A 23,424-nucleotide genomic window follows, 5' to 3' on the forward strand; every position below is an offset into this window, starting at 1 on the left:
GCGTGTTGCTGGACGGGTTGCTGGCGAGCGCCATCGACGCCGCCGCCGCGCGGCTGGCCGACGGCGAACTCGTCGCATTCCCGACCGAGACGGTCTACGGCCTCGGTGCGCGCGCCGACCGGGCCGACGCGGTCGCGAAGATCTTCGCGGCGAAGGGCCGGCCGAGCGATCACCCGCTGATCGTCCACGTGACCGGCCCGGCGCAGATCGACGTGTTCGCCAGCGCGGTACCGCCAGTCGCGCGGCGCCTGATCGATGCGTTCTGGCCCGGCCCGCTGACGCTGATCCTGCCGCGCCGGGCCGACATCGCGGAAGCCGCCGCGGGCGGCCAGGACAGCATCGGTCTGCGCTGCCCGGCGCATCCGGTCGCGAACGCACTGCTGCAGGCCGCGGAACGCCTGGGCGTGCCGGGCGTGGCGGCGCCGAGCGCGAACCGCTTCGGCCGCGTCAGCCCGACGCTCGCGGCCCATGTGGTCGAGGAATTCGGTGCCGATCTGCTGGTGCTCGATGGCGGAGCGACCGAGGTCGGCATCGAATCCGCCATCGTCGACTGCTCGCGCGGGCATCCGGTGCTGCTGCGCCCCGGCACGCTGACCCGCGCGCAGATCGAGGCGGCGGCCGGCGAGCCGCTGGGCGCTCCGGATGCCGATGCGCCGCGCGCCCCCGGCACGCTGGCCGCGCACTACGCGCCGAACGCCCGGCTGCGGCTGATGTCGTCCGCGATGCTTCACACGGCTTTGCAAGTCCTCGGCGATGAGCCGCTGAAGCTGGCGGTATATTCACGCGGCGCGCCGCCGGCCGCGGCCCGTGGCGTGCGGTACCGCCGCATGCCCGCGCAGGCGGCGCAGGTGGCGCATGAATTGTTCTCGGTGCTGCGCGAACTCGACGCCGAAGGCGCGCAGCTGATCTGGGTCGAAACGCCCCCGCCCGAGCCCGAATGGGACGGCGTGCGCGACCGCCTCACGCGGGCCGCCGCCGCCTGATATCTCCCCGCATCCTTGCCTGATCGCCTGACCCTCCGGAGCCCCGAATGAAGTTGAACCTGAATCGAACCGCCCGCGCCGTCCTCGGCGCCGGCCTGCTGGCCTCGGCGGCATTGCTGGCGGCGTGTGGCGGCGGCGAGCAGGTGCAGCGCTTCTACCCGAGCCGCGTGCTCGCCTTCGGCGACGAGTCGAGCGTGATCAATGCCAATGGCACCAAGTACACGGTCAATGCGCTGGTCAGCGGCAGCACGACACAGGTCGACTGCAGCGCGAACCCGATCTGGATCCAGTCGCTCGCGGCAAACTACGGTCTCGTGTTCCCGGAGTGCCGCGGCACGACCGTGGCCGACCCGGTCAGCCGCATCTACGCCGCCAACGGCGCCAAGGTGGCCGACATCGCGGCGCAGATCGACAACCACATCGCCAACGGCGGTGGCTTCGTCAACGGTGACATGGCCACGTTGCTGGTCGGCGCGAACGACGTGATCGCGCAGTTCCAGCAATACCCGGCCGTCGGCGAGGACCAGCTGTCGGCGAACCTGGTCGCGGCCGGTGTCGCGCTGGCCGACCAGGTCAATCGTCTCGCCGCCCTCGGCGTGAAGGTGCTGATCGTGACGATTCCCGACATGGGGTTGACCCCCTTCGCCGGCGACCGCAGCGCCGGGGCGACCAACGGGAACCCGGCGCTGCTGACGCGCCTGTCGACCAAGTTCAACGATGCGCTGCTCTCCAACATCCTGAACGATGGCCACCAAATCGGCCTCGTGCAGCTCGACCAGTACCTGCTGGCGGTCGACACGGCGACGATCAACAAGTACTCGGGCGCCAGCTACAGCAACACGACGCAAGCCGCCTGCGCGGTCGCGCTGCCCAACTGCACGACCAACACCCTGGTCGCCGATGCGGTCAACAGCGTCTGGCTGTGGGCCGACGACCGTCACCTTGGCGCCGCGGGCCAGAACGCACTGGGCTCGTTGGCCGTGACGCGATCGCAGAACAATCCGTTCTGATCGCACGTTGAAGCGGCGCGCGAAACACACGCGCGCCGCGTATTCAAGCGTTGCGCGAGGAACTGGCGTGCGCCGGGGATTGCCCGAGCGCGACGTGATTTGACGCCACCCTAGAGTTTCCCTTTCAAGACGGACACCCCGTCCGTGGGTGCTGCCTTGCAGGCCGCATGGGACCTTGGGGGCATGCCATGAAAGAGATCCGGATCTGGGCGTCCGGCCTCTGTGCGGCGCTGGTGTCGGTGCTTGTCGCCGCGTGCGGTGGCGGCGCTAGCGACACCACCCGGCCGCGTCGATCACGTCGGTCCGGATGATGGGCGACAGCCTCGCCGACAGCGGCACCTTCGGCTTCGAGTTCACCGTCAACGGCACGTCTTCATCCCCTTCAGTTCGCCGGTTCGGCGGCGGTGACCGGCAACGCCGCGTCACCGGCAGCCCACTGCACCAGCGCATCGAACGCCGGCCGCGCGGCGTTCGCGTTCGGATGGTTCGCGATCATCACGACGACGTAGCGCCGGCCCGAGTTCGCGAGCACCTGACCGGCGATCCCTGCCACGTCGCGCAGCGAGCCGGTCTTCAGGTGCGCACGCCCCAGCGTCGCGCGCGAGCGCTTCAACGTGCCGTCGACGCCGCTGACCGGCAGCGAACTCAGCAGCTCCGGCATCACCGGGCTGGCCCAGGCCGTGACCAGCAGCCGCGCCAGCAGCTCCGCGGTGACGCGCGCCTCGCGCGACAGGCCCGAGCCGTTGTCGAGCACCAGCGCGCCGGCCGCGCTGCCCAGACGCGCGGTCGCCCACTGGCGCAGCACGTCGCGCGCCGCATCCGGCGTGCCGGCGCCGCGTTGCGTCAGGCCCAGCGTCAGGAACAGCTGTTGCGCCATCACGTTGTTGCTGTACTTGTTGATGTCGCGCACGATGTCGGCGAGCGGCGGCGAGGTCGACTCGAACGTCGGCGTTGTGTCGGGTGCGGCCCCATCGCGCACGCTGCCGGTGATGCGGCCGCCGAGTTCCTTCCACATGCCCAGCAGCGCGCGCTCGTTGAAGCGGGCCGGCTCGGCGTGCGCCACCGCCCAGCGCTTCTCGCCGCACGCGGCCGCGAGCCTGCCGGCGAAGCGCGCATGCAGCGGGTCGGTGAAGTCGGCCCGCAGCGCGCCGCGCCAGTCCTCGCACGGCCCGGCGGCGAGCGCCACGCTCGCGTCGTGGCGCACGCCGGCCAGCGGCGGGTCGGCCGAGACCACCGCGATGCCGCGGGCCGGGTCCGGCGTGAACGTGTAGACGACCGCGCGGTAGTTCAGCATCAGCGCATCGGCGCGCACGTTGTAAGGCCGCAGCGCCTCGCCGTCGAAGTCGCCCGCGGCCTGTTCGGGCACCGAGAAGGCGCTGCGGTCGAGCACGATGTCGCCCCGGATCTCGCGCACGCCCAGTTGCTGCACGCGCCGCAGCAGCAGCCACAGGCGTTCGACAACGAGCTTCGGATCGCCGTTGCCCTTGATCACCAGGTTGCCGTCCAGCACGCCGGCCCGCACGCTGCCCTGCAGCCACACCGGGGTGCTCCAGGTCCACGCCGGGCCCAGCAGGTCGAGGGCCGCGAAGGTCGTGAGCAGCTTCATCAACGACGCGGGGTTGACCGGCTGTTCCGTCTGCCAGGCCAGGCGCGGGCGGGCGCCGCTCACCTCCTGCACGATCGCGACGACCGACTCGCGCGGCACCTTGGCGCGGTCCAGGGCGTCGAGCACGGCGGCCGGGAGTGCGTCGGCGGTCGTTGCGGGCGCCGCCGCCGCCAGCGGCGCGAGCAGCGCGAGCGTGGCCGCGGCCAACGCACGGCGGACTCGGGAAACAGGCATGCGCGATGATCGCATGCGGGCGCGGCGGCTAAACTCGATCCATGAGCCAGAAGTCCCTGCGGCCGCGTCGCCGCGGCGCCCTTCCAGAGGCCGGCCGGCGCCGCGCATGACGGCCACCCTGCTGGCCTTCGACACCGCGACCGAACACCTGAGCATCGCGCTCCTGTCCGGTGGCGGCGTTCACGTGCACGAGGGCGCGGGCGGTGCGCAGGCGTCGGCCACGTTGATCCCGTCGATCCTGGCGCTGCTCGCACGCGCGGGGATCGCGCTGAAGGACCTGGATGCGATCGCGTTCGGCCGCGGCCCCGGCGCCTTCACCGGGCTGCGCACGGCGTGCTCGGTCGCGCAGGGCCTCGCGTTCGGCGCTGGCAAGCCGGTGTTGCCGGTCGACACGCTGCTTGCGGTCGCCGAGGACGCGCGCGCGGGCGAGGACCGCCCGCAGCGCGTCTGGGTCGCGATGGATGCGCGCATGAACGAGGTCTACGCGGCGCAGTACGCGTGGGCGGCCGGCCGCTGGACCGTGCTGGACGCGCCGATGTTGATCGGCCCCGACGCGCTGGATGCGCGCTGGCAGGCGCTTGCGCCGGAGCATGTGGCCGGCAACGCGCTGACCGCGTTCGCGGGCCGGACCTGGACCACGGGCACGGCGCGCCGGTCGCCCGACGCGTTGCCGCGCGCCGGCGCGATGCTGCCACTCGCGCAGGCCCTGTGGGCCGATGGCGGCGCGGTCGACGCGGCCGCGGCGCTGCCCCTGTATCTGCGCGACAAGGTCGCGCAGACCACCGAGGAGCGCGCCGCCGTGCGCGCCGCGAAAGACGCGCTGGAGGCCGCGCGATGAGCGCGCTGTGGCGCGGCCCGGCGCGCCGCATCGCCGGCGATGCCCCGCTGCTCGTGCCGATGACGATCGCGCAACTCGACGCGGTGATGGCGATCGAGGTGGCCGCCTACGCGTTCCCATGGAGCCGCGGCAACTTCATCGACTCGCTCGCCGCCGGCTACCCGGCGCGCACGCTGGTCGACGCGCACGGCGCACTCCTCGGCTACTTCGTCGCGATGGGCGGCGTCGACGAGATGCACCTGCTGAACATCACGGTCGCCCCGGCCGCGCAGGGGCGCGGGTACGCGCGGCGCATGATCGATGCGCTGGTCGCGCTGTGCCAGGCCCTGCCGGCCCGCTCGCTGTGGCTGGAGGTTCGCGCCAGCAACACGCATGCGCGTGCGCTGTACGAGCACCTCGGCTTCGTGCAGGTGGGGCTGCGCAAAGGCTATTACCCGGCGCCGTTCGGGCGCCGCGAGGATGCGATCGTGATGAGCCTGGCGATGGAACCCGCCGCCTCCGGAGGCCCCGATGCGCTGGGATGAGCGGCAACGCGCGATGCTGCGCGAGATCGGCGTGCACGACTGGTGGCCGGTCGACGACGAGGTCGCCACCGAGGAGCAGCCTGCCGTCGAGGCCCGGGAGCACGCCGCGCCCGCGATCGTCCCGGGTCGCGAACCGCCGCCCGCAGCGCCGCGCGTGGCGGCCGAATCCGGCGTCGCGGCCGGTCTCGACTGGCCCGCCCTGCGTGCGGCCGTCGCCGCCTGCACCGCGTGCCCGCTCAGCGCCAGCCGGCGCCAGACCGTGTTCGGCGTCGGCCACGAGCAGGCGCACTGGATGATCGTCGGCGAGGCGCCGGGCGAACAGGAGGACCGCGAGGGCGAGCCCTTCGTCGGCAAGTCGGGCCAGCTGCTCGACAACATGCTGCGCGCAATCGGGCTGACGCGCGGTGCGGCCGAGCCGGCGCGCCAGGTGTTCATCGCCAACACGCTGAAGTGCCGCCCACCCGGCAACCGCAATCCCGCGCCGGACGAACTGGCGCAGTGCGAGTCCTTCCTGATCCGGCAGGTGCAACTGGTGCAGCCGCGCATCATCCTCGCGATGGGCGCGTTCGCGGTGCAGAGCCTGCTGCGCAGCAGCGAGCCGGTCGGGCGCCTGCGCGGGCGCGTCCACCGCTACCAGGGCGTGCCGCTGATCGTGACCTACCACCCGGCCTACCTGCTGCGCAACCCGGTCGACAAGGCCAAGGCCTGGGACGACCTGTGCCTTGCGGTCGAGACCGCGGCGGCGACCGCCGCTACGTCGACTTCGGCGCCTTGACCGGCCGCTTCCAGCCGGCCAGCGAGAGCTGCTTCGCACGCGACACGGTGAGCTGTCCGGCCGGTGCGTCCTTCGAGATCGTCGAGCCCCCGCCGATGGTGGCGCCCGCGCCGAGCGTGACCGGTGCGACCAGCACGCAGTTGCTGCCCACGTGCACGTCGTCGCCGATCACGGTGCGGTGCTTGTTCGCGCCGTCGTAGTTCGCGGTGATGCTGCCGGCGCCGTAGTTGACCCGCGCGCCGACTGTCGCATCGCCGAGGTAGGCGAGGTGGTTGGCCTTCGCGCCGCGGCCCAGCGTCGAGTTCTTGACCTCGACGAAGTTGCCGATGTGGACCTCGTCGCCCAGCACCGCGCCCGGCCGCAGCCGCGCGAACGGACCCACCTGCGCACCCGCGCCGACCTGCACGCCGAGCGCTTCGCCGTCAATGTGGGTGAAGGGCTGGATCAGCGCGCCGGCCGCGATGGTCGCGTTGCGGATCACGCAGTTCGCTCCGATGCGAACGCCGTCGCCGAGAACGACGCGGCCCTCGAACACGCCGTTCACGTCGATCTCGACGTCGCTGCCGCAGTCCAGGGTGCCGCGCAGGTCGAACCGCGCCGGGTCGGCCAGGCGCACGCCGGCCTCCATCAGCGCGTCGGCCTGGCGACGCTGATAGCGGCGCTCCAGGTCGGCCAGTTGCAGCGGGCTGTTCACGCCCAGCACTTCGGTCTCGCCGGCGGCGCGTTCGGTGACCACGGCGACGCCGTCGGCCACCGCCAGCGCCACCACGTCGGGCAGGTAGTACTCGCCCTGCGCGTTCTCGTTGCGCAGCGCGCCGAGCCAGCGCTTCAGCGCCGCGGTGGGCGCGGCCATCACGCCGGTGTAGACCTCGCGGATCAGGCGCTGCGCGGGGCTCGCGTCCTTGTGCTCGACGATGCCCTGCACGCGCCCGCCTTCGGTCGCGGAGCGGCCGGCCGGATCGCCGCGCACGATGCGACCGTAGCCGCTCGGATCGTCGAGCAGCACCGTCAGCAGCGCGAGGCGCTCGCCGCCGCAGGCGGCGACCAGCGCGGCAGCGGTCGCGGGTTCGATCAGCGGCACGTCACCGTTCAGGATCAGCGTCGTGCCCGCGTCGTGCAGCAGCGGTGCGGCCTGCTGTACGGCATGGCCGGTGCCGAGCTGCGGCATCTGGCGCACGAATTGCACCTGCGGCGCGGCCACCGCCGCCTCGACCGCGTCGGCGCCGTGGCCCGTGACGACCACGATCCGGTCTGCCCCCAGCGCGGCAACGTTTTGCAGAACATGCTGCAATAGGCTGCGCCCGGCCAGGTTGTGCAGCACTTTGGGCAGGTTGGAGCGCATGCGGGTGCCTTTGCCCGCGGCCATGATCACGATGTCGAGCGCCATGTTGGGTTTCTTTCGAACGGTCGGGTCCAGGTCGCTGATTATCGTGGCGCTGTGCTGCCTCCTCGCTGCGGTGTCAGGCTGCAGTGCGCTGCGCATCGGTTACGCCACAGCGCCCGATCTCGTCTACTGGTGGCTCGACCGCTATGTCGACCTCGACGACGTGCAGACGCCGAAGGTGCGCGCGGCGATCAAGCAGTGGTTCGCCTGGAATCGCCGCACCCAGGTGCCCGACTACGCGGCGCTGCTCGCGCGGGCGCAGGCCGAGGTGCTGGCGGACACCACGCCGGCGCGCGTCTGCGAGTGGCAGGGCGACGCGGTCAGGCGCGCGCACGTCGCGTTCGACCAGATTGCCCCGCAGGTCGCCGAGCTGATGCTGACGATCACGCCACAGCAGGTGCGCCACATCGAGCAGCGCTACGCCAAGGTCAACACCGAGTTCCGCGACGACTTCCTGCAGCCGGACCCGCGCGAGCGCGCCGACGAGGCCCGCAAGCGCGTCGTCGACCGGGCCGAGATGCTCTACGGCCGGCTCGACGACGCGCAACGCGAGCGCATCGACGACGGCCTGAAGCGCTCGCCGTTCGACCCCGAGCTGTGGTTCGCCGAGCGCCGCTTCCGCCAGCAGGAGGTCTTGCAAGGCCTGCGCCGCTTGCAGACCCAGGAGGGCCGCGCGAGCCGCGAGCAGGCGCTGACGATGCTGCGCGGCTATGTCGAACACCTCGAGCGCTCGCCCCGCGACAACTACCGCCGGTACTACGAGCGCCTGACCGAGTTCAACTGCGGGTTCGCCGCCGCGTTGCACAACGCAACGACCGCGGCACAGCGCAAGACGGCAGCGAGCCGGCTTGCCGGCTGGCAGGGCGACCTGCGGGCGATCGCCACGGCCGCCGAGCCGGCCGCCGCGCCGTAGCGGGCGCCGCTCAGGCCGGCGGCTTCTTCGAGATCTGCGTCGTGACGCTGCGCGGCGCCGGGCTGACGTTCGGAAAGTCCTTCAGCGCCGCTTCGAACATCGCCGGCAGCAGGTAGTCGATCGACGGCGACGGCCCGTTGTTGTTGGCGCGTGCCTCGTAGAGCAGCTGTCCGGTGCGGCGGTCGCGGATCAACAGTGCCACCTCGCGCTCGAAGCTCTGGCTTTCGTACGGGTAGTTCCAACCCCAGCCCGGGCCCCAGTAGCCTCGGTTAAAGCGCCACGGGCCGCGGTGGAACCCGGCCCCGCGCCAGAACAGCGGGTCGTTGTAGATCCAGGGGTCGTTGCTGGTCACGCGCGCGCCGACCTGCACGAGGTACTGCGCATCGTTCGCGTCGGCGGCGGCGCGGAAACCCGCCGCCTCGAGCGCGCCACGGGCTGCGTCTTCCAGCTGCTGGCGCCGTTCCGGATGTGCCTGCTGAGAGGGGAGCCGTTCGAACACGAAGGTCGCGGGCTGGCGCTCGGCCGGCCAGGCGCCGTAGGTCGAGACCTCGTTGCTGAGGTTGTTGAAGGCGGCGCAACCGCCTAGCGCCAGGGCGACGATGGCGGCGGTGAGCAAGCGGATCATGGATGGCTCCTTCGGGCGCGGGCGCAGGGGTCAGATCGGCGGCCGGAAGCTGATCGTCGACGCCACCGGCGTCGCGCAAACCTCCTCGTCGTCGAAAGCGCGGTCGCCTGCTGCATCGGCCACACCCGTGGCTTGGAGCGTCGTGAACGGGTAGAGGTTCCGGTCCATCAGGTGCGACGGGACCACGTGGGCCATCGCGTTGAACATGTTTTCGATCCGGCCCGGGAAGCGCCGGTCCCAGTCGCGCAGCATCTGCTTGGTCTGCACGCGCTGGAGGTTCTCCTGGCTGCCGCACAGCGTACACGGGATGATCGGGAACTGCCGGTGCACGGCCCAGCGCTCCAGATCGAGCTCGTTCACGTAGGCCAGCGGGCGGATCACGACGTTTCTGCCGTCGTCGCTGACGAGTTTGGCCGGCATGCCCTTGAGCTTGGCGCCGAAGAACATGTTCATGAACAGCGTCTGCAACATGTCGTCACGGTGGTGACCGAGTGCGATCTTGGTCGCGCCCAGCTCGCCGGCCACGCGGTACAGGATGCCGCGGCGCAGCCGCGAGCACAGGCTGCACATCGTCTTGCCCTCGGGGATCACGCGCTTGACGATCGAGTAGGTGTCCTGGTTCTCGATGTGGAACGGGATGCCCAGCGATTCCAGGTACGCCGGCAGCACGTGCTCGGGGAAGCCCGGCTGCTTCTGGTCGAGATTGACGGCGACGATGTCGAAGCGGATCGGCGCGCGCGCACGCAGGTTGATCAGGATGTCGAGGAGGGCGTAACTGTCCTTGCCGCCCGAGACGCAGACCATGACCTTGTCGCCCTCCTCGATCATGTTGAAGTCGACGACCGCCTGGCCGACCTGGCGGTGCAGGCGTTTGCTGAGCTTCTGCAGTTCGACCGACAGCTTGTTCGTCGGCGTGTCGAGCACGGCGCTCATTCGTTCTTCTCCTTGAGGCCGAAGACCTCGCAACCGACCGAGACGCAGTCGGGGTAGACATCGGGTTTCTGGGTCGAGACGCGCGCTGCCCGCACCTTCGGGTGCGCCAGCATCAGCGCGAGCAGGTCGTCGACCAGCGTCTCCTGCAGCTGGATGTGGCCGCGGCCGACGCGCTCGGCGATGCTGCGGCGCATGAAGTCGTAGTCGACGACCTCGTCGAGCTCGTCGGTCTTGGGCGTCGACAGCGCGAGCGGCACGTACAGGTCGACATTGATCAGCACGCGCTGCTCCTTCGTCTTCTCGAACGCGTGCACGCCGATGTTGATGAAGACCTCGTAGTCGCGCAGGAACAGGCGACGGCAGTCCATCAGGCTGGGGTGGCTGAGCAGGCTTTGCATGCGGTGGTCCGGCTAGTGCTTCGCGAGGTAGAGCACGTCGCGCGGCTGCGCGCTCAGGTGCTGGCCGCCGTCGACCAGCAGCGTGGTGCCGGTGATCGCGGGCGATTCGATCAGGAAGCGCACGGCGCGGGCGATGTCCTCGGGCGTCGACGAGCGCTCCAGCGGCGTCATCCTGTGCGCCGCCGCGAACTCGTCGGCGCTCATCGGCCCCGACAGCAGCGTGACACCGGGCGCCACGCCACACACCCGCAGCCGCGGCGCGAGCGCCTGCGCGAGCATCACGGTCGCACTCTGCAGCGCGGCCTTGGACAGCGTGTACGAGAAATAGTCGGGGTTCGGGTTCCAGAGCTTCTGGTCGACGAGGTTGACGACGCAGCCGCGCCGGTCGGCGCCGGCCAGGTGATCGTGCAGTGCCTGCGCCAGGATGACCGCCGGTGCGGTGTTGGCGCGCCAGTGCTTTTCCATCATCGCGACGCTGAAGCTCGCCGGATCGTCGTGCTCGAAGGTCGATGCGCTGTTGACGACGGCGTCGAGGCGACCGAAGTGGGCGACGACGGCGGGCACCAGCGTGCGACAAGCCGGCTCGTCCGACAGATCGGCCTGGAACGCCTGCGCCCGTGCGCCGGCCGCGCGCAGATCGTCGACCGTGGCGTGTGCGTCCGCCTCCGAGCCGCGGTAGTGCACCGCCACGTCGAACCCATGCGCGGCCAGATCGAGCGCCATCGTGCGACCGAGCCGCCGGGCGGCACCGGTGACGAGGACGACGGGTCGTGAAGCTGCGGTCATGGTTTCTACAATGCGGCGATGCAAGCGCTCGAAGCCGCCAGTGTATCGGCGCCCCTCTCCCGGCTGATCCATGCGGCCATCGCGCGCGACGGCGGCTGGCTGCCGTTCGACCGCTTCATGGCGCTGGCGCTGTACGCGCCGGGCCTCGGCTACTACGCGAACCACGGCCGCAAGTTCGGGCTGATGCCGCAGTCGGGCAGCGACTTCGTCACCGCGCCCGAACTGTCGCCACTGTTCGGCCGCGCGCTGGCCCGCCAGATCGCGCAGGCACTGGCGGCCGGCGGGACGCGCGAGGTCTGGGAGTTCGGCGCAGGCTCGGGTGCGCTCGCGGCACAGTTGCTGGAGGCGCTGGCGGACCTCGGCCAGCCGCTCGACCGCTACACGATCGTCGATCTCTCGGGCACGCTGCGCGAACGGCAGCAGGAGCGCCTCGCCGCTCACGGCGCGACGGTGCGCTGGGTCGACGCGCTGCCCGACGCGATCGACGGCGTGATCGTCGGCAACGAGGTGCTCGACGCGATGCCGGTGCAGCTGCTGCACTTCGACGGCACGCAGTGGCTGGAGCGCGGCGTGATGGCGCGCGACAGCGGGTTCGGCTGGAGCGACCGCCCGACCACGCTGCGCCCGCCGGTAGACGGCCCGTTCGTCCCGGGCACCGTGACCGAAGTTCATCCGCAGGCTCGCGCCTTCATCACCACGCTCGCCGAGCGCCTGACCCGCGGCGCGGCCTTCTTCATCGACTACGGCTTCCCCGAGGCCGAGTACTACCACCCGCAGCGCACCGGCGGCACGCTGATGTGCCACCGCGCGCACCAGGCCGACACCGACCCGCTGGTCGACGTGGGCCTCAAGGACATCACCGCGCACGTCGACTTCTCCGGCATCGCGCTCGCCGCCCAGGAGGCTGGGCTGCACGTCCTGGGCTACACCTCGCAGGCGCACTTCCTGTTCAACTGCGGCGTGACGGAACTGCTTGACGGCGCGGACCTGATCGCTCGTGCGAACGCGCAGAAGCTGCTGGCCGAGCACGAGATGGGCGAGCTGTTCAAGGTGATCGGCTTCGCGAAGGGCTGCGACGCGGACTTCCTCGATGCGCCGCTCGGCTTTGCGCACGGCGACCGGACGCACACGTTGTGATCCGCTGGCGCCATTCGAAAGTGCCATCGTGATCCGCTGGCTGATCGTCGTCTTCATTGCGTTGATCCTGTTCAGCGGGCTGCGCCCGTGGCTCGAGAAGCTGGGCCTCGGCCGGTTGCCGGGCGACTTCCGGTTTCGCCTGTTCGGCCGTGAGTGGTTCGTGCCGTTCGCCAGCAGCGTCGTGCTGAGCCTGCTGGCGATGGCCTTGATGAAGTTGCTGTAGCCTGCACGCGAAGCGTCACCCCTCGAACACCCACGGAGAGAGTCACGATGAGCACCCCCACCGGCAACGCCACCCGCTTCGGCAGCGGCCAGGCCGTCAAGCGCGTCGAGGACGCGAGCCTGCTGGTCGGTCGCGGCCAGTTCACCGACAACGTCACGGTTGAGGGCGCGGCCCACGTCGCGTTCCTGCGCTCGCCCTACGCGCATGCGCGGATCGTCTCGGTCGACACCGCGGCTGCGGCCGGCATGCCTGGCGTGATCGCGGTCTACACCGGCGCTCAACTCGTCGCGGCCGGCGTCAAGCCGATGCCGAAGGCGGCCGGCTTCCAGCGCGCGAACGGCCAGCCGCCGGCGTCGGCAGCGCGCCACGCGCTGGCGGTGGACGCGGTGCGCTTCGTCGGCGAGGCGGTCGCCGCGGTCGTCGCCGAGACGCGCGACGCCGCGAAGGATGCGCTCGAAGCGGTGCTGGTCGACTACGAGGAACTGCCGGCCGTCGTCGACCCGGTGCGCGCCACCGCGCCCGGCGCGCCGGTCATCTGCCCGGACGCGCCCGACAACATCGCTGCCGAGATGCGCCACGGCAGCATCGCCGCGACCGAGGCGGCCTTCGCGTCCGCGGCGCACCGCGTCTCGCTCGATCTGGTGAACCAGCGCCTCGCGCCGAGCCCGATGGAACCGCGCAGCATCGTCGCCGCGTTCGACGCCGCCGCGAGCCACCTCACCGTGCGCCTGAGCAGCCAGATGCCGACCGGCACGCGCGGGTCGCTGGTCGATGCGATTCCCGGCCTCACGCTCGAGAACACCCGGGTCGTCGTCGGCGATGTCGGTGGCGGTTTCGGCATGAAGACCGGCATCCACCCGGAGGACATCGTCGTCGCGTACGCGGCCAAGGACTTGAAGCGCCCGGTGCGCTGGCAGGCCGAGCGGGTCGAGGAGTTCCTGTCCGCGGTGCACGGCCGCGACGTGGTCAGCCACGCCGAGATGGCGCTCGATGCGCAAGGCAAGGTGCTGGCGATGCGGGTGCGCTCGCTCGCGAACGTCGGCGCTTACGCGATGGGCGTCGGCGTCGCGATCCAGCTGCTGATCGGGCCGTGGGTCTCGACCAGCATCTACGCCATCGAGACGATCGACCTGCACTTCCTCGCGGTGATGACCAACACCACGCCGACCGGCGCCTACCGCGGCGCCGGTCGGCCGGAGGCGATCTACATCACCGAGCGCCTGTTCGACGCGGCCGCGCGCGAGATGCGCCTCGACCCCGCCGAGCTGCGCCGCCGCAACCTGATCGCGCCCGAGCAGATGCCGTACAAGAACGCGATGGCGCAGACCTACGACAGTGGCCGCTTCGAGCAGATCCTCGACCGCGGCCTCGCGCTCGCGGACTGGAACGGCTTCGCGGCCCGCCGCGCTGCGAGCGAAACCAAGGGTTTGCTGCGGGGCCGGGGCCTCGCGAGCTTCCTCGAGTGGACCGGCGGCAACGTGTTCGAGGAGCACGTGACGGTCGACATCTCGGCCGACGGCTTCATCGCGATCGTCTCGGCCACACAGGCGATGGGGCAGGGCATCGCGACCAGCTACGTGCAGCTCGCGGTCGACGTGTTCGGCGTGCCGGTCGAGCGCATCCGCATCGTGCAGGGCGACACCGACCGCGCCAACGGCTTCGGCAGCGCCGGTTCGCGCTCGCTGTTCACCGGCGGCTCGGCCGTGCGCGTGGCCTCGGAGCGCACGATCGACAAGAGCAAGCAGCTGGCCGGCGAGGTGCTCGAGGTGGCACCGGCCGACATCGAGTACCTGGAAGGGCGCTTCAAGGTCGTCGGCACCGATGTCGGCATCGACCTGTTCGAGCTGGCCGCGAAGCAACCCGAGCAGCACATCGTCGTCGACTCGACCAGCGCGGTCGGCGGGCCGACCTGGCCGAACGGCTGCCACGTCTGCGAGGTCGAGATCGACCCGGCCACCGGCCATGTCGACGTGGTCGCGTACAGTTCGGTCAACGACATCGGCCGCGTCGTCAGCCCGGCGATCGTCGCCGGGCAGATCGAAGGCGGCGCGGTGCAGGGCATCGGCCAGGCGCTGGCCGAGCAGATCGTCTACGACCCGGACTCGGGCCAGATCCTGACCGCCAGCTACCAGGACTACGCGATGCCGCGCGCCGACATCGCAAGCCGGATGTTCACCACCGAGTTCGACACCTCGATCCCGTGCACGACCAACCTGCTCGGCGTCAAGGGCGTCGGTGAACTCGGCACGATCGGCGCGACGCCGGCCGTCGTCAACGCGGTGATCGATGCGCTCGACCATGCCGGTCACGGCCGCAAGGCCGAGCTGATCCAGATGCCGCTGACGCCGCCGCGGGTCTGGCGCGCGCTGGCCGGCGAGTTCGATCCGTCGCCGTTCGCGTGATCAACGGGGACCATGCCCGAAACCCCACAAGCGGGGGGTTGTGAGTTTTTACATCGATTGCTTCAATCTGGTTGCTTTTTAGCTACAACCAGGGAGTACATCGTGCAGTTATGGATAACGACAATCACCGCGGCGCTGTTGGTGGTCGCCAGTCAGGGCGCCGTCGCGCAAAGCTTCAACGGCGGGCTGCCTGCCGGCTGGACGGCCAGTGGCACGGCCGGCACGTCGGGTGCCAACGGCGTCGTGACGCTCGCCCCCATCGTGGGCTCGACCGCCTACGGCTGGGTCTCCACCGCCAACTCGAACGCGAAGGCCGGTTATGGTCTGGGCGACGAGACCAACGGCTCCAGCCTGCGTTCGGTGGTGTTCGCCGCAGCCGCCGGCGACGCGCTGAAGTTCTCGTTCAACTACGTCACCAGCGACGGCTCGGGCTACGCCGACTATGGCTACGCAAACCTGCTGAACGCCTCCGATGGTTCGATCGCGGCGGTGCTGTTCAACGCCCGCACCCGGCCGAGCGGCACGATCGCCCCGGGTTTCGATCTGCCGGTGCCGGTGGCCACGTTGACTCCGGCGAGCGTGCCGATCATCGGCGGTGGCCCCCTCTGGGCACCGCTCGGCGGCGATACAGGTCAGTGCTTTGCCGCCGGTTGCGGCTACACCGGGTGGATCCAGTCGACCTACGACATCGGCGCAGCCGGTAACTACGTGCTGGAGTTCGGTGTGACGAACTGGTCCGACCAGGACTACGAGTCGGGTCTCGCATTCGACGGCATCACCGTCGCTGGCGTCGAGATCCCGCCCGCGATCCCCGAGCCAGAGACCTATGCGCTGATGCTCGGCGGTCTGGCGGTGGTGGGCTGGGTGGCCCGCCGTCGAAAGAAGCCCGCCTGATCGTAGAGCAAGCGCGCGCGTCTCGCGGACGCGCTGAAGAAACGGGGCGCGTGCGCCCCGTTTGCCATGCTGGCGGCCGAGTGAAAACGCCAGCGTGACGGGGCTCGGACGCTTCTATAGTCCGTCGTCGGCTCGGCCGGCCGCTCTCCACTTTCCGAGACCCGCCCCATGAAATTCGATTCGCCCGCCCGATCGCTCCTCGTTGCAGCGCTGGTCGTCTGTATTGTCAATGTGCAGGCGGCTTCGCAACCGCCGGTCGCGGCCGAGAACGGCATGGTCGTGACCGCGCAGCACCTGGCCACCCGCGTCGGCGTCGACGTGCTGAAAGACGGCGGCAACGCGGTCGATGCCGCGGTCGCGGTCGGCTACGCGCTGGCGGTCGTCTACCCGGCGGCCGGCAACCTCGGCGGCGGCGGCTTCATGACGATCCAGCTGGCCGATGGCCGCAAGACCTTCCTCGACTTCCGCGAGAAGGCGCCGCTGGCGGCCACCGCCAACATGTACCTCGACAAGGACGGCAACGTCGTCAAGGGCCTGAGCACGGTCGGCCACCTCGCCGTCGGCGTGCCGGGCACCGTCTCGGGCCTGGAGTTCGCGCTGAACAAGTACGGCTCGATGAAGCGCGCCGCGGTCATCGCCCCGGCGATCAAGTACGCGCAGGACGGGTTCGTGCTCGACCAGGGTGACGTGGACATGTTCGTCACCGCGACCGACGCCTTCGGCAAGGACCCGGCCACCGCCGCGATCTTCCTGAACAACGGCGAGCCGTTCCAGGTCGGCCAGAAGTTTGTGCAGAAGGATCTGGCGCAGACGCTGAAGGCGATCTCCGACCAGGGCGAGGCCGGCTTCTACAAGGGCCCGGTCGGCGCCGCGATCGTCGCCAGCAGCCAGGCCGGCAAAGGCATCATCACCCAGGCCGACCTCGACCAGTACAAGACCCGCGAGCTGAAGCCGGTCGAGTGCAACTACCGCGGCTACGGCGTGGTCTCGGCGCCGCCGCCGAGCTCGGGCGGGGTGGTGATCTGCGAGATCCTGAACATCCTCGAGGGCTACCCGCTGAAGGAGCTCGGCTTCCGTTCGGCGCAGTCGGTGCACTACCAGATCGAGGCGATGCGGCACGCGTACGTCGACCGCAACAGCTACCTCGGCGACCCCGACTTCGTGAAGAACCCGCTCGACCGCCTGCTGTCGAAGGACTACGCCGCCAAGATCCGCGCCGTGATCGACCCGAACAAGGCCGGCGTGTCCAAGGACATCAAGCCCGGCGTCGCGCCGCATGAAGGCAGCAACACCACCCACTACTCGATCGTCGACAAGTGGGGCAACGCGGTCTCGGTGACCTACACGCTGAACGACTGGTTCGGTGCCAAGGTCACCGCCGCGAAGACCGGCGTGCTGCTGAACAACGAGATGGACGACTTCACCTCGAAGATCGGCGTGCCCAACCTGTACGGCCTGGTGCAAGGCGAGGCCAATGCGATCGCCCCGGGCAAGCGCCCGCTGTCGTCGATGAGCCCGACCATCGTCACCAAGGACGGCAAGCCGGTCATGGTCGTCGGCACGCCGGGCGGCAGCCGCATCATCACCGCGGTGCTGCACACGATCATCAACGTGATCGACTACGGCATGAACGCGCAGGAGGCAGTCGACGCGCCCAAGTTCCACCAGCAGTGGCTGCCGGAGGCGACCAACGTCGACAACTTCGCGCTCAGCCCCGACACCCGCAAGATCCTCGAAGGCTGGGGCCAGAAGTTCGGCAACCCGCAGCCGGTGAACCACCTCGCGGTGATCCTGGTCGGCGCGCCATCGCTCGGCGGCAAGCCCGTCGGCAAGAACCGCTACTACGGCGCCAACGACCCGCGCCGCAACAGCGGGCTGGCGCTGGGGTACTGAGCCGATGACCGCCGGTTGGCTGAGCCGCGCCGCGGCGGCGACGCTGCTGGCATCGGCGCTCGGCTGCGCCGCTCCACCGTCGTCACCGCCTGCGCCTGCGGCCGATGCGCCGCTGGTCACGATGGCGTCCGACGAGGGCCTCGCGCGCCTGTCCCGCGCGAGCGCGAAGGCCGATTTCGCGGCGCTCGCCAACCAGTTCGAGGCGCAGATCAACGGTGCGTTCTGCGGCCCGACCAGCGCGGCGATCGTGCTGAACGCGGTGAGTAGCCGCAGCGCCATGCTGCCGCGCGACCACGACCGGCTGCGGCCCGATGATCTGCGCCATCTCCCGACCGGCGCCGACCCGATCGTGCCGCGCTACACGCCTGACCTCGTGATCGCGAAGGGCGCGAAGACCCGCGCGCAGGTCCTCGGCGAACCGGTCGTGATCAACGGCAGGACGACGCGCGACTTCGGCTATCAGCTGCGCCAGTTCGACGAGATGCTGCGCGCCAACGGGCTGTCCACTCGCGTGGTCGTCGTCGACGACGCGAAGCCAGACGCCGAGATCCGCGCCGACCTGATCGCCAACCTGAAACGGCCTGGCGACTACGCCATCGTCAACTACCGCCGCGAGGCGGTCGGGCAGAAGGGCGGCGGGCACATCTCGCCGCTCGGCGCCTACGACGCCGCCTCCGACTCGTTCCTCGTGCTCGACGTGAACCCGGCCGCCGCGAGCTGGGTCTGGATGCCGACCGCGACGCTGGTCAAGGGGATGCGCACCTTCGACACGGTCGAAAACCGCGGCTATGTGCTGGTGTCGCCGCGCTGACGCGGCCTTCTCCTCGCTGCGAAAAGGGCTCGCATGAAATTCAGGAAGATCGCGCTCGGCCTGCTCGCCGCGCTGGGCGTGGCGGCCGCAGCCGGCTGGGCCAGTCTCGACAAGGAAACCCGCGCGCTGCTCGCGACGCTGCCGACCAACCGCGACCTGCTGTTCTGGAGCCAGGCGCAGCGTGACGCCGGCTTCCGCGCGCTCGACCGGTTGCCGATCCTCGCCAAGTCGCACGTCGTGGCGGCCGGCCCGTCGCCGTCGCCGCTGCCGCCCGGGCCGCCGCTCAAGCTCGCGGTCGATGTCGACGCCTACATGGCCGGCCAGCGCAGCGCCGCGTTGCTGGTGCTGCACGACGGTAAGCTCAGGCTGGAGCGCTACGGCCTCGGCTTCGACCGTGACGGGCGATGGACGAGCTTCTCGGTGGCCAAGTCCGTGACCTCGACGCTGGTCGGCGCCGCGATCCGCGACGGCTTCATCCGCAGCATGGACGACAAGGTCAGCGACTACCTGCCGCAGATGAAGGGCTCGGCGTACGACGACGTGAGCCTGCGCCAGCTGCTGACGATGACCTCCGGCGTGCGCTGGAACGAGGACTACGCCGATCCGAATTCCGATGTGGCGCGTTTCAACAACCACAAGGCAGAAGATGGCGTCGACTCACTCGTCAGCTACATGCGCCGCCTGCCGCGCGAGGCGCCGGCCGGCCAGCGCTGGCACTACAGCACCGGCGAGACCAACCTGGTCGGCGTGCTGCTCGCCGCGGCGGTGAAGAAGCCGCTGGCGACCTACCTGTCCGAGAAGATCTGGGTCCCGGCCGGCATGGAGCAGCAGGCCACCTGGCTGCTCAGCCGCACCGGCAAGGAGATCAGCGGCTGCTGCCTGCAGGCGGCATCGCGCGATTTTGCGCGGCTCGGGCAGTTCATCCTGAACGGCGCGCGCGTCAACGGCCAGAGCATCGTGCCCGACGGCTGGCTGCTGGAGGCGACCACCGAGCGCACCGGCATCGGCCAGCCGGGGCGCGGCTACGGCTACCAGTGGTGGACCTACACCGACGGCAGCTTCGCCGCCCGCGGCATCTTCGGCCAGGGCATCTTCATCGACCCGAAGCGCCAACTGGTGATCGCGTCGAACGCCGATTGGGGCGGCGGCGCGACCGACCGCACCGCCAGCCAGGCCCGCGACGCGTTCTATCGCGCGGTGCAGCAGGCGGTCGACGATGAAGTGGCCGGCACGGCGCCGGCGCGTTGAACATCCGCCGCTGCGCTCTTTTGACAATACGTATCGAAGGCTTATGATTGACGCGTGAACTCGATCAACTGGCGGCCCAAGGCGCTGAGGCAATTGCGCAAGATCGATGTTCATGCCGGCAAGCAGATCCGCACCGCAGTCACCGGCGAATTAGCCGACCTGTCCACCGCCAGGAACGTCAAGGCGCTGAAGGACCATCCCTTTGGATATCGGCTTCGGGTCGGCGACTACCGGGTGTTCTTCGACTTCGATGGGTCCGTGAGCGTGGTCAGCATCGAAGAAGTCAGGAAGCGAGATGAACGCACGTACTGAATTTCAGATCATTGTCGGCGCGGACGGCAAGCCCGCATTCGTGGTCGTTCCCTACGATCAGTTCCGGCGCATGCAAGGGGGTTTCACGAAAGGCACGGTCCCGAACGAAGTCGTCAATCTGGCGTACGAACGCGGCGTGTCGCCGATGGCGGCGTGGCGTGAGCATTTCAAGCTCACGCAGGCCGAGCTTGCAGCGCGCATCGGCGTGGCGCAGGCGGCCTATGCGCAGATGGAACGCGTCAAGAACCCGCGCAACGCGACGCTCGAGAAAGTGGCCGCCGCGATGGGCCTGGAAGCTGAGCAATTGCGCTGGTAATTCGACTCAACTCCGCTTCGCCACCAGCGTCAGGATGTCGTAGCTCGCGACGACCTCGTCGTTCTGGTTCGTGACCTCGACGTCCCACGCGACGACGCCCTGGCCGACGCCATTGGCGTCCTTCTTGTTGCGATCGATCTTGCGCTTGGCGGTGAGCCGCGCGCGGATCGTGTCGCCGATGCCCACCGGCTTGACGAAGCGCAGCGTGTCCAGCCCGTAGTTCGCGAGCACCGGGCCGGGCGCCGGCGAGACGAACAGGCCGGCGGCGGCCGAGAGCACGAAGTAGCCGTGCGCGATGCGCTTGCCGAACGGGCTTTCCTTGGCGGCGATCTCGTCAAAGTGCATGTAGAAGTAGTCGCCCGAGATGCCGCCGAACGCGACGATGTCGGCCTCGCCGACAGTGCGGCGGTGGGTCAGCAGCGAGTCGCCGATCTTCAGGTCCTCGAAGTGGCTGCGGAACGGGTGGGTGGGCGTGTCGTTCACCTTCGCGCCGCGGATGTGCTCGCCGGTCACCGCCGCGAGCATCGTCGGCGAGCCCTGCACCGCCGCGCGCTGCAGGTAATGCTTGACGGCGCGGATGCCGCCCAGTTCTTCGCCGCCACCGGCGCGACCCGGGCCGCCGTGCTTGAGCAGCGGCAGGGGCGAGCCGTGGCCGGTCGATTCGGCGGCAGCCTCGCGGTCGAGGATCAGCAAGCGTCCGTGCAGCGCGGCAGCGGCCGGAATCACGCGCGCGGCGATCGCCGGGCTCTTCGTGACCAGCGACGCGACCAGGCTGCCCTTGCCCTTGGCCGCGAGTGCGATCGCCTCGTCGATGCCGTCGTACGGCATGAGCGTGCTGACCGGGCCGAAGGCCTCGACGTCGTGCACCGCGTCGTGCGTCATCGGGTGTCGGCTGAGCAGCAGCGTCGGCGCGAAGAACGCGCCTTCGGCCACGCCGTCGCCGAGTGGCGCGAAGCCGTCGCGCGCGCCGTGGATGAGCTCGGCGCCCTGCAGCAGCATCGCGACCCGCTCGGAGACGTCGTCGAATTGCGCGCGCGACGCGAGCGCCCCCATCCGGACGTCCTCGCGCGACGGGTCGCCGATCACCATTTTCTTCAGCCGCGCACTGAGCTTCGCCGCGACGGCATCGAGCTGCGCGCGCGGCACGATCGCGCGCCGGATCGCGGTGCACTTCTGGCCCGCCTTGACGGTCATCTCGCGCGCCACCTCCTTGACGAACAGGTCGAACTCCTCGTCGTCGGGCGTCACGTCGTCGCCGAGGATCGCGCAGTTCAGCGAGTCGGCCTCGGCGTTGAACGGGATCGAGTGGCGCACCAGGTTCGGGTGCACGCGCAGCTTGGCGGCGGTGTCGGCCGAGCCGGTGAAGGTGACGACGTCCCGGCCGTCGAGCCGGTCGAGCAGGTCGCCGGTGCCGCCGATCACGAGCTGCAGCGCGCCCTCGGGCAGGATGCCCGATTGCTGGATCAGCCGCACGGCCGCTTCGGTCAGGTAGCTGGTCGCGGTCGCGGGCTTGCCGATGCACGGCATGCCGGCGAGGAAGGCCGGCGCGAACTTCTCGAGCAGGCCCCAGACCGGGAAGTTGAACGCGTTGATGTGCACCGCGATGCCGCCGCGCGGCACCAGGATGTGCGTGCCCTGGAAGCGGCCGGTCTTGCCGAGCAGGACAGCCGGCCCCTCGTGCACGAGGTTGCCCGAGGGCAGCTCGTTGCTGCCGACGCTCGCATACGCGAACAGCGTGCCGCTGCCGCCCTCGATGTCGATCCAGCTGTCGGTGCGGGTGGCGCCGGTGTGGGCCGAGATCGCGTACAGCGTCTCCTTGTGCTCGTTCAGGTACTTGGCGAGCGCCTTCAGACGCTCGGCGCGCTGCTGGAAGTCCAGTGCCATCAGCGCGGGCAGGCCGACGTGGCGCGCGTGCGCGACCGCTTCGCCGAAGTCGATCGCCTCCGCGTGCGTGCTGTAGACCGGCTTGCCGTTGATCGCGCTGCGCAGCGCCTGCGCGGCCTGGGCGCCGAGCCAGCGGCCGCCGATGTAGCTTTGAAGCGTGGGGGTGGTCATCATCGATTCCTGGTTTGATCAGCGCTCGTCGAACGACAGCGTCACGGTCGGGGTCAGCGGATGCGCCTGGCAGGTCAGCACGAAGCCGTTCGCGACCTCGTTCTTGTCGAGCGCGAAGTTGCGTTCCATGCGCACCTCGCCGGAGATGCACTTGGCGCGGCAGGTGCCGCAGACGCCCGAGGTGCACGAGAACGGCACTTCGAGCCCGGCCGCCGAGGCCGCGTCGAGGATGCTCGGCTGGTCCTTCGTGAAGCTGATCTCGCGCGACAGGCCGTCGCGGATGATCGTCACGCGCGCCGTCTCGGCGTCGCCCGGCTTCGCCTCGTGGATCACCGCACCGACGGCTTGCGCTTGCGGCGCCAGCCCGAAGCGCTCGATGTGGATGCGCTCCTCTGGCACCCCGGCGGCGAGCAGCGCCGCCTCGGCCTCGTCGTTCATCTGGAACGGGCCGCAGACGAACGCGTGGTCGATGCTCTCGGCCGGCACCACGGTGCGCAGGAACTCGCCGATCTTGTCGCGGTTCATCACGCCCATGTTGAGCGGCGCGTCGGTGTGCTCGTCGGAGAACACGTGGTGCAGGGTCAGGCGCGTCAGGTACTTGTTCTTCAGGTCCTCGATCTCTTCCTTGAACATCGTGGACTTGAGCTGGCGGTTGCCGTAGATCAGCGAGAAGCGGCTCAGCGGTTCGCGCGCCAGCACCGTCTTCATCGTCGACAGGATCGGCGTCACGCCGCTGCCGCCGGCGATGCCGACATGGTGGCGGCGCGCTCCCGGCTCCATCGGCACGAAGAAGCGGCCCTGCGGCGCCATCACGTTGATGGTGTCGCCGTGCGCGAGGTGCTCGTTGATCCAGTTGGAGAAGACGCCGCCCTTGACCTTGCGCACGCCGACGCGCAGCTCGCCGTCGTCGACGCCGGCGCAAATCGAGTACGAGCGGCGCAGGTCCTGGCCGTCGATCTCCTTGCGCAGCGTCAGGTACTGCCCTTGCGTGAAGCTGAAGACATTGCGCAGTTCGTCCGGCACGTCGAACGAGACGACGACCGCCTCGGCCGTGTCGGGCAGGATCGCGCGCACGCGCAGCGGGTGGAAGATGACGCTCATCGAGGTGGTCTCCGCCGGACTTG

General features: G+C 70.0%; 23 protein-coding genes and 1 pseudogene. 16 read left to right on the forward strand and 8 right to left on the reverse strand.

From position 1 onward, the window contains the following. Positions 1-2 precede the first annotated feature (2 nt). The 3 genes and pseudogenes from ACWH49_RS13455 to ACWH49_RS13465 form a co-directional block, all read left to right on the forward strand. On the forward strand, positions 3-983 hold the full coding sequence (locus tag ACWH49_RS13455; RefSeq protein ID WP_448171907.1) for an L-threonylcarbamoyladenylate synthase: 981 nt from the start codon (positions 3-5) through the stop codon (positions 981-983). Positions 984-1,030: 47 nt separating this feature from the next. After that, entirely contained in the window at positions 1,031-1,993 is a 963-nt protein-coding gene (locus ACWH49_RS13460) for an SGNH/GDSL hydrolase family protein (protein WP_448171908.1), read from the forward strand. 188 nt (positions 1,994-2,181) lie between these two features. Then, positions 2,182-2,372: pseudogene (locus tag ACWH49_RS13465) on the forward strand (hypothetical protein); the annotation flags it as partial. Positions 2,373-2,375: 3 nt separating this feature from the next. Here ACWH49_RS13465 and dacB read toward each other — a convergent pair. Beyond that, a complete protein-coding gene (dacB, locus tag ACWH49_RS13470; protein ID WP_448171909.1) occupies positions 2,376-3,833 on the reverse strand; it encodes a D-alanyl-D-alanine carboxypeptidase/D-alanyl-D-alanine endopeptidase in 1,458 nt (485 codons plus the stop codon). A gap of 106 nt (positions 3,834-3,939) precedes the next feature. Between dacB and tsaB the strand changes: the two genes are divergently transcribed. From tsaB to ACWH49_RS13485, 3 genes are read left to right on the forward strand one after another with little or no spacing between them, the layout of a single operon-like run. Then, positions 3,940-4,671 carry a tRNA (adenosine(37)-N6)-threonylcarbamoyltransferase complex dimerization subunit type 1 TsaB gene (gene tsaB, locus ACWH49_RS13475; RefSeq protein ID WP_448171910.1) on the forward strand — a complete coding sequence of 244 codons (732 nt, stop codon included), beginning with the start codon at positions 3,940-3,942 and terminating at the stop codon, positions 4,669-4,671. Further along, on the forward strand, positions 4,668-5,195 hold the full coding sequence (gene rimI, locus ACWH49_RS13480) for a ribosomal protein S18-alanine N-acetyltransferase (RefSeq protein ID WP_448171911.1): 528 nt from the start codon (positions 4,668-4,670) through the stop codon (positions 5,193-5,195). Before tsaB ends, rimI begins: the two co-directional genes overlap by 4 nt. Then, complete coding sequence (locus ACWH49_RS13485) at positions 5,182-5,970, forward strand: uracil-DNA glycosylase (RefSeq protein WP_448171912.1); 789 nt, start codon at positions 5,182-5,184, stop codon at positions 5,968-5,970. Before rimI ends, ACWH49_RS13485 begins: the two co-directional genes overlap by 14 nt. On the opposite strand, the gene glmU is transcribed toward ACWH49_RS13485, so the two are convergent. After that, the gene (gene glmU, locus ACWH49_RS13490) at positions 5,948-7,357 is read right to left on the reverse strand and encodes a bifunctional UDP-N-acetylglucosamine diphosphorylase/glucosamine-1-phosphate N-acetyltransferase GlmU (RefSeq protein ID WP_448171913.1); all 1,410 of its coding nucleotides are present in this window, start codon (positions 7,355-7,357) and stop codon (positions 5,948-5,950) included. The two genes, ACWH49_RS13485 and glmU, sit on opposite strands and share 23 nt — an antisense overlap. A 70-nt stretch (positions 7,358-7,427) precedes the next feature. Between glmU and ACWH49_RS13495 the strand changes: the two genes are divergently transcribed. Beyond that, positions 7,428-8,267 carry a DUF6279 family lipoprotein gene (locus tag ACWH49_RS13495; protein ID WP_448171914.1) on the forward strand — a complete coding sequence of 280 codons (840 nt, stop codon included), beginning with the start codon at positions 7,428-7,430 and terminating at the stop codon, positions 8,265-8,267. Positions 8,268-8,277: 10 nt separating this feature from the next. Here the strand turns inward: ACWH49_RS13495 and ACWH49_RS13500 are convergent, their stop codons facing one another. Genes ACWH49_RS13500 through ACWH49_RS13515 form a run of 4 tightly spaced genes read right to left on the reverse strand, consistent with a single transcriptional unit; the run spans position 8,278 to position 11,009 of the window. After that, positions 8,278-8,892 carry a DUF4136 domain-containing protein gene (locus ACWH49_RS13500; RefSeq protein ID WP_448171915.1) on the reverse strand — a complete coding sequence of 205 codons (615 nt, stop codon included), beginning with the start codon at positions 8,890-8,892 and terminating at the stop codon, positions 8,278-8,280. 30 nt (positions 8,893-8,922) lie between these two features. Continuing rightward, a complete protein-coding gene (gene ttcA / locus ACWH49_RS13505; protein WP_448171916.1) occupies positions 8,923-9,825 on the reverse strand; it encodes a tRNA 2-thiocytidine(32) synthetase TtcA in 903 nt (300 codons plus the stop codon). After that, positions 9,822-10,223, reverse strand: a complete 402-nt coding sequence (locus ACWH49_RS13510) for a dihydroneopterin aldolase (protein WP_448171917.1) — start codon at positions 10,221-10,223, stop codon at positions 9,822-9,824. Before ACWH49_RS13510 ends, ttcA begins: the two co-directional genes overlap by 4 nt. 12 nt (positions 10,224-10,235) lie before the next feature. Next, positions 10,236-11,009: an SDR family oxidoreductase gene (locus tag ACWH49_RS13515; RefSeq protein WP_448171918.1), complete on the reverse strand. Its 774-nt coding sequence runs from the start codon at positions 11,007-11,009 to the stop codon at positions 10,236-10,238. An 18-nt stretch (positions 11,010-11,027) separates the two neighbouring features. On the opposite strand from ACWH49_RS13515, the gene ACWH49_RS13520 reads away from it, so the two are divergent. The 9 genes from ACWH49_RS13520 to ACWH49_RS13560 all read left to right on the forward strand — a co-directional run bounded on the left by ACWH49_RS13520 (position 11,028) and on the right by ACWH49_RS13560 (position 20,245). After that, positions 11,028-12,146 carry a class I SAM-dependent methyltransferase gene (locus ACWH49_RS13520; RefSeq protein WP_448171919.1) on the forward strand — a complete coding sequence of 373 codons (1,119 nt, stop codon included), beginning with the start codon at positions 11,028-11,030 and terminating at the stop codon, positions 12,144-12,146. A 28-nt stretch (positions 12,147-12,174) separates the two neighbouring features. After that, positions 12,175-12,369: a DUF2905 domain-containing protein gene (locus ACWH49_RS13525; RefSeq protein WP_056460623.1), complete on the forward strand. Its 195-nt coding sequence runs from the start codon at positions 12,175-12,177 to the stop codon at positions 12,367-12,369. Positions 12,370-12,416: 47 nt separating this feature from the next. Then, positions 12,417-14,771 carry a xanthine dehydrogenase family protein molybdopterin-binding subunit gene (locus ACWH49_RS13530; protein WP_448171920.1) on the forward strand — a complete coding sequence of 785 codons (2,355 nt, stop codon included), beginning with the start codon at positions 12,417-12,419 and terminating at the stop codon, positions 14,769-14,771. A gap of 102 nt (positions 14,772-14,873) precedes the next feature. Beyond that, a complete protein-coding gene (locus tag ACWH49_RS13535; protein WP_448171921.1) occupies positions 14,874-15,665 on the forward strand; it encodes an NF038132 family protein in 792 nt (263 codons plus the stop codon). Positions 15,666-15,833: 168 nt separating this feature from the next. After that, positions 15,834-17,558, forward strand: a complete 1,725-nt coding sequence (gene ggt, locus ACWH49_RS13540) for a gamma-glutamyltransferase (protein ID WP_448171922.1) — start codon at positions 15,834-15,836, stop codon at positions 17,556-17,558. 4 nt (positions 17,559-17,562) lie between these two features. Then, complete coding sequence (locus tag ACWH49_RS13545) at positions 17,563-18,369, forward strand: phytochelatin synthase family protein (RefSeq protein ID WP_448171923.1); 807 nt, start codon at positions 17,563-17,565, stop codon at positions 18,367-18,369. Positions 18,370-18,402: 33 nt separating this feature from the next. Next, positions 18,403-19,617: a serine hydrolase domain-containing protein gene (locus ACWH49_RS13550; protein WP_448171924.1), complete on the forward strand. Its 1,215-nt coding sequence runs from the start codon at positions 18,403-18,405 to the stop codon at positions 19,615-19,617. Between the two features lie 54 nt (positions 19,618-19,671). Then, positions 19,672-19,929 (forward strand): type II toxin-antitoxin system RelE family toxin, encoded by a 258-nt coding sequence (locus tag ACWH49_RS13555; protein WP_448171925.1) that lies wholly within the window; start codon positions 19,672-19,674, stop codon positions 19,927-19,929. Further along, positions 19,913-20,245, forward strand: coding sequence for a helix-turn-helix domain-containing protein (locus ACWH49_RS13560; RefSeq protein WP_448171926.1), 333 nt, complete (start codon positions 19,913-19,915; stop codon positions 20,243-20,245). Before ACWH49_RS13555 ends, ACWH49_RS13560 begins: the two co-directional genes overlap by 17 nt. Before the next feature lie 6 nt (positions 20,246-20,251). On the opposite strand, the gene paaZ is transcribed toward ACWH49_RS13560, so the two are convergent. Next, on the reverse strand, positions 20,252-22,300 hold the full coding sequence (gene paaZ / locus ACWH49_RS13565; RefSeq protein ID WP_448171927.1) for a phenylacetic acid degradation bifunctional protein PaaZ: 2,049 nt from the start codon (positions 22,298-22,300) through the stop codon (positions 20,252-20,254). 18 nt (positions 22,301-22,318) lie between these two features. Further along, positions 22,319-23,401, reverse strand: coding sequence for a 1,2-phenylacetyl-CoA epoxidase subunit PaaE (paaE, locus tag ACWH49_RS13570; protein ID WP_448171928.1), 1,083 nt, complete (start codon positions 23,399-23,401; stop codon positions 22,319-22,321). Between the last annotated feature and the right edge of the window lie 23 nt (positions 23,402-23,424).

Source organism: Rhizobacter fulvus (genome assembly GCF_964020785.1).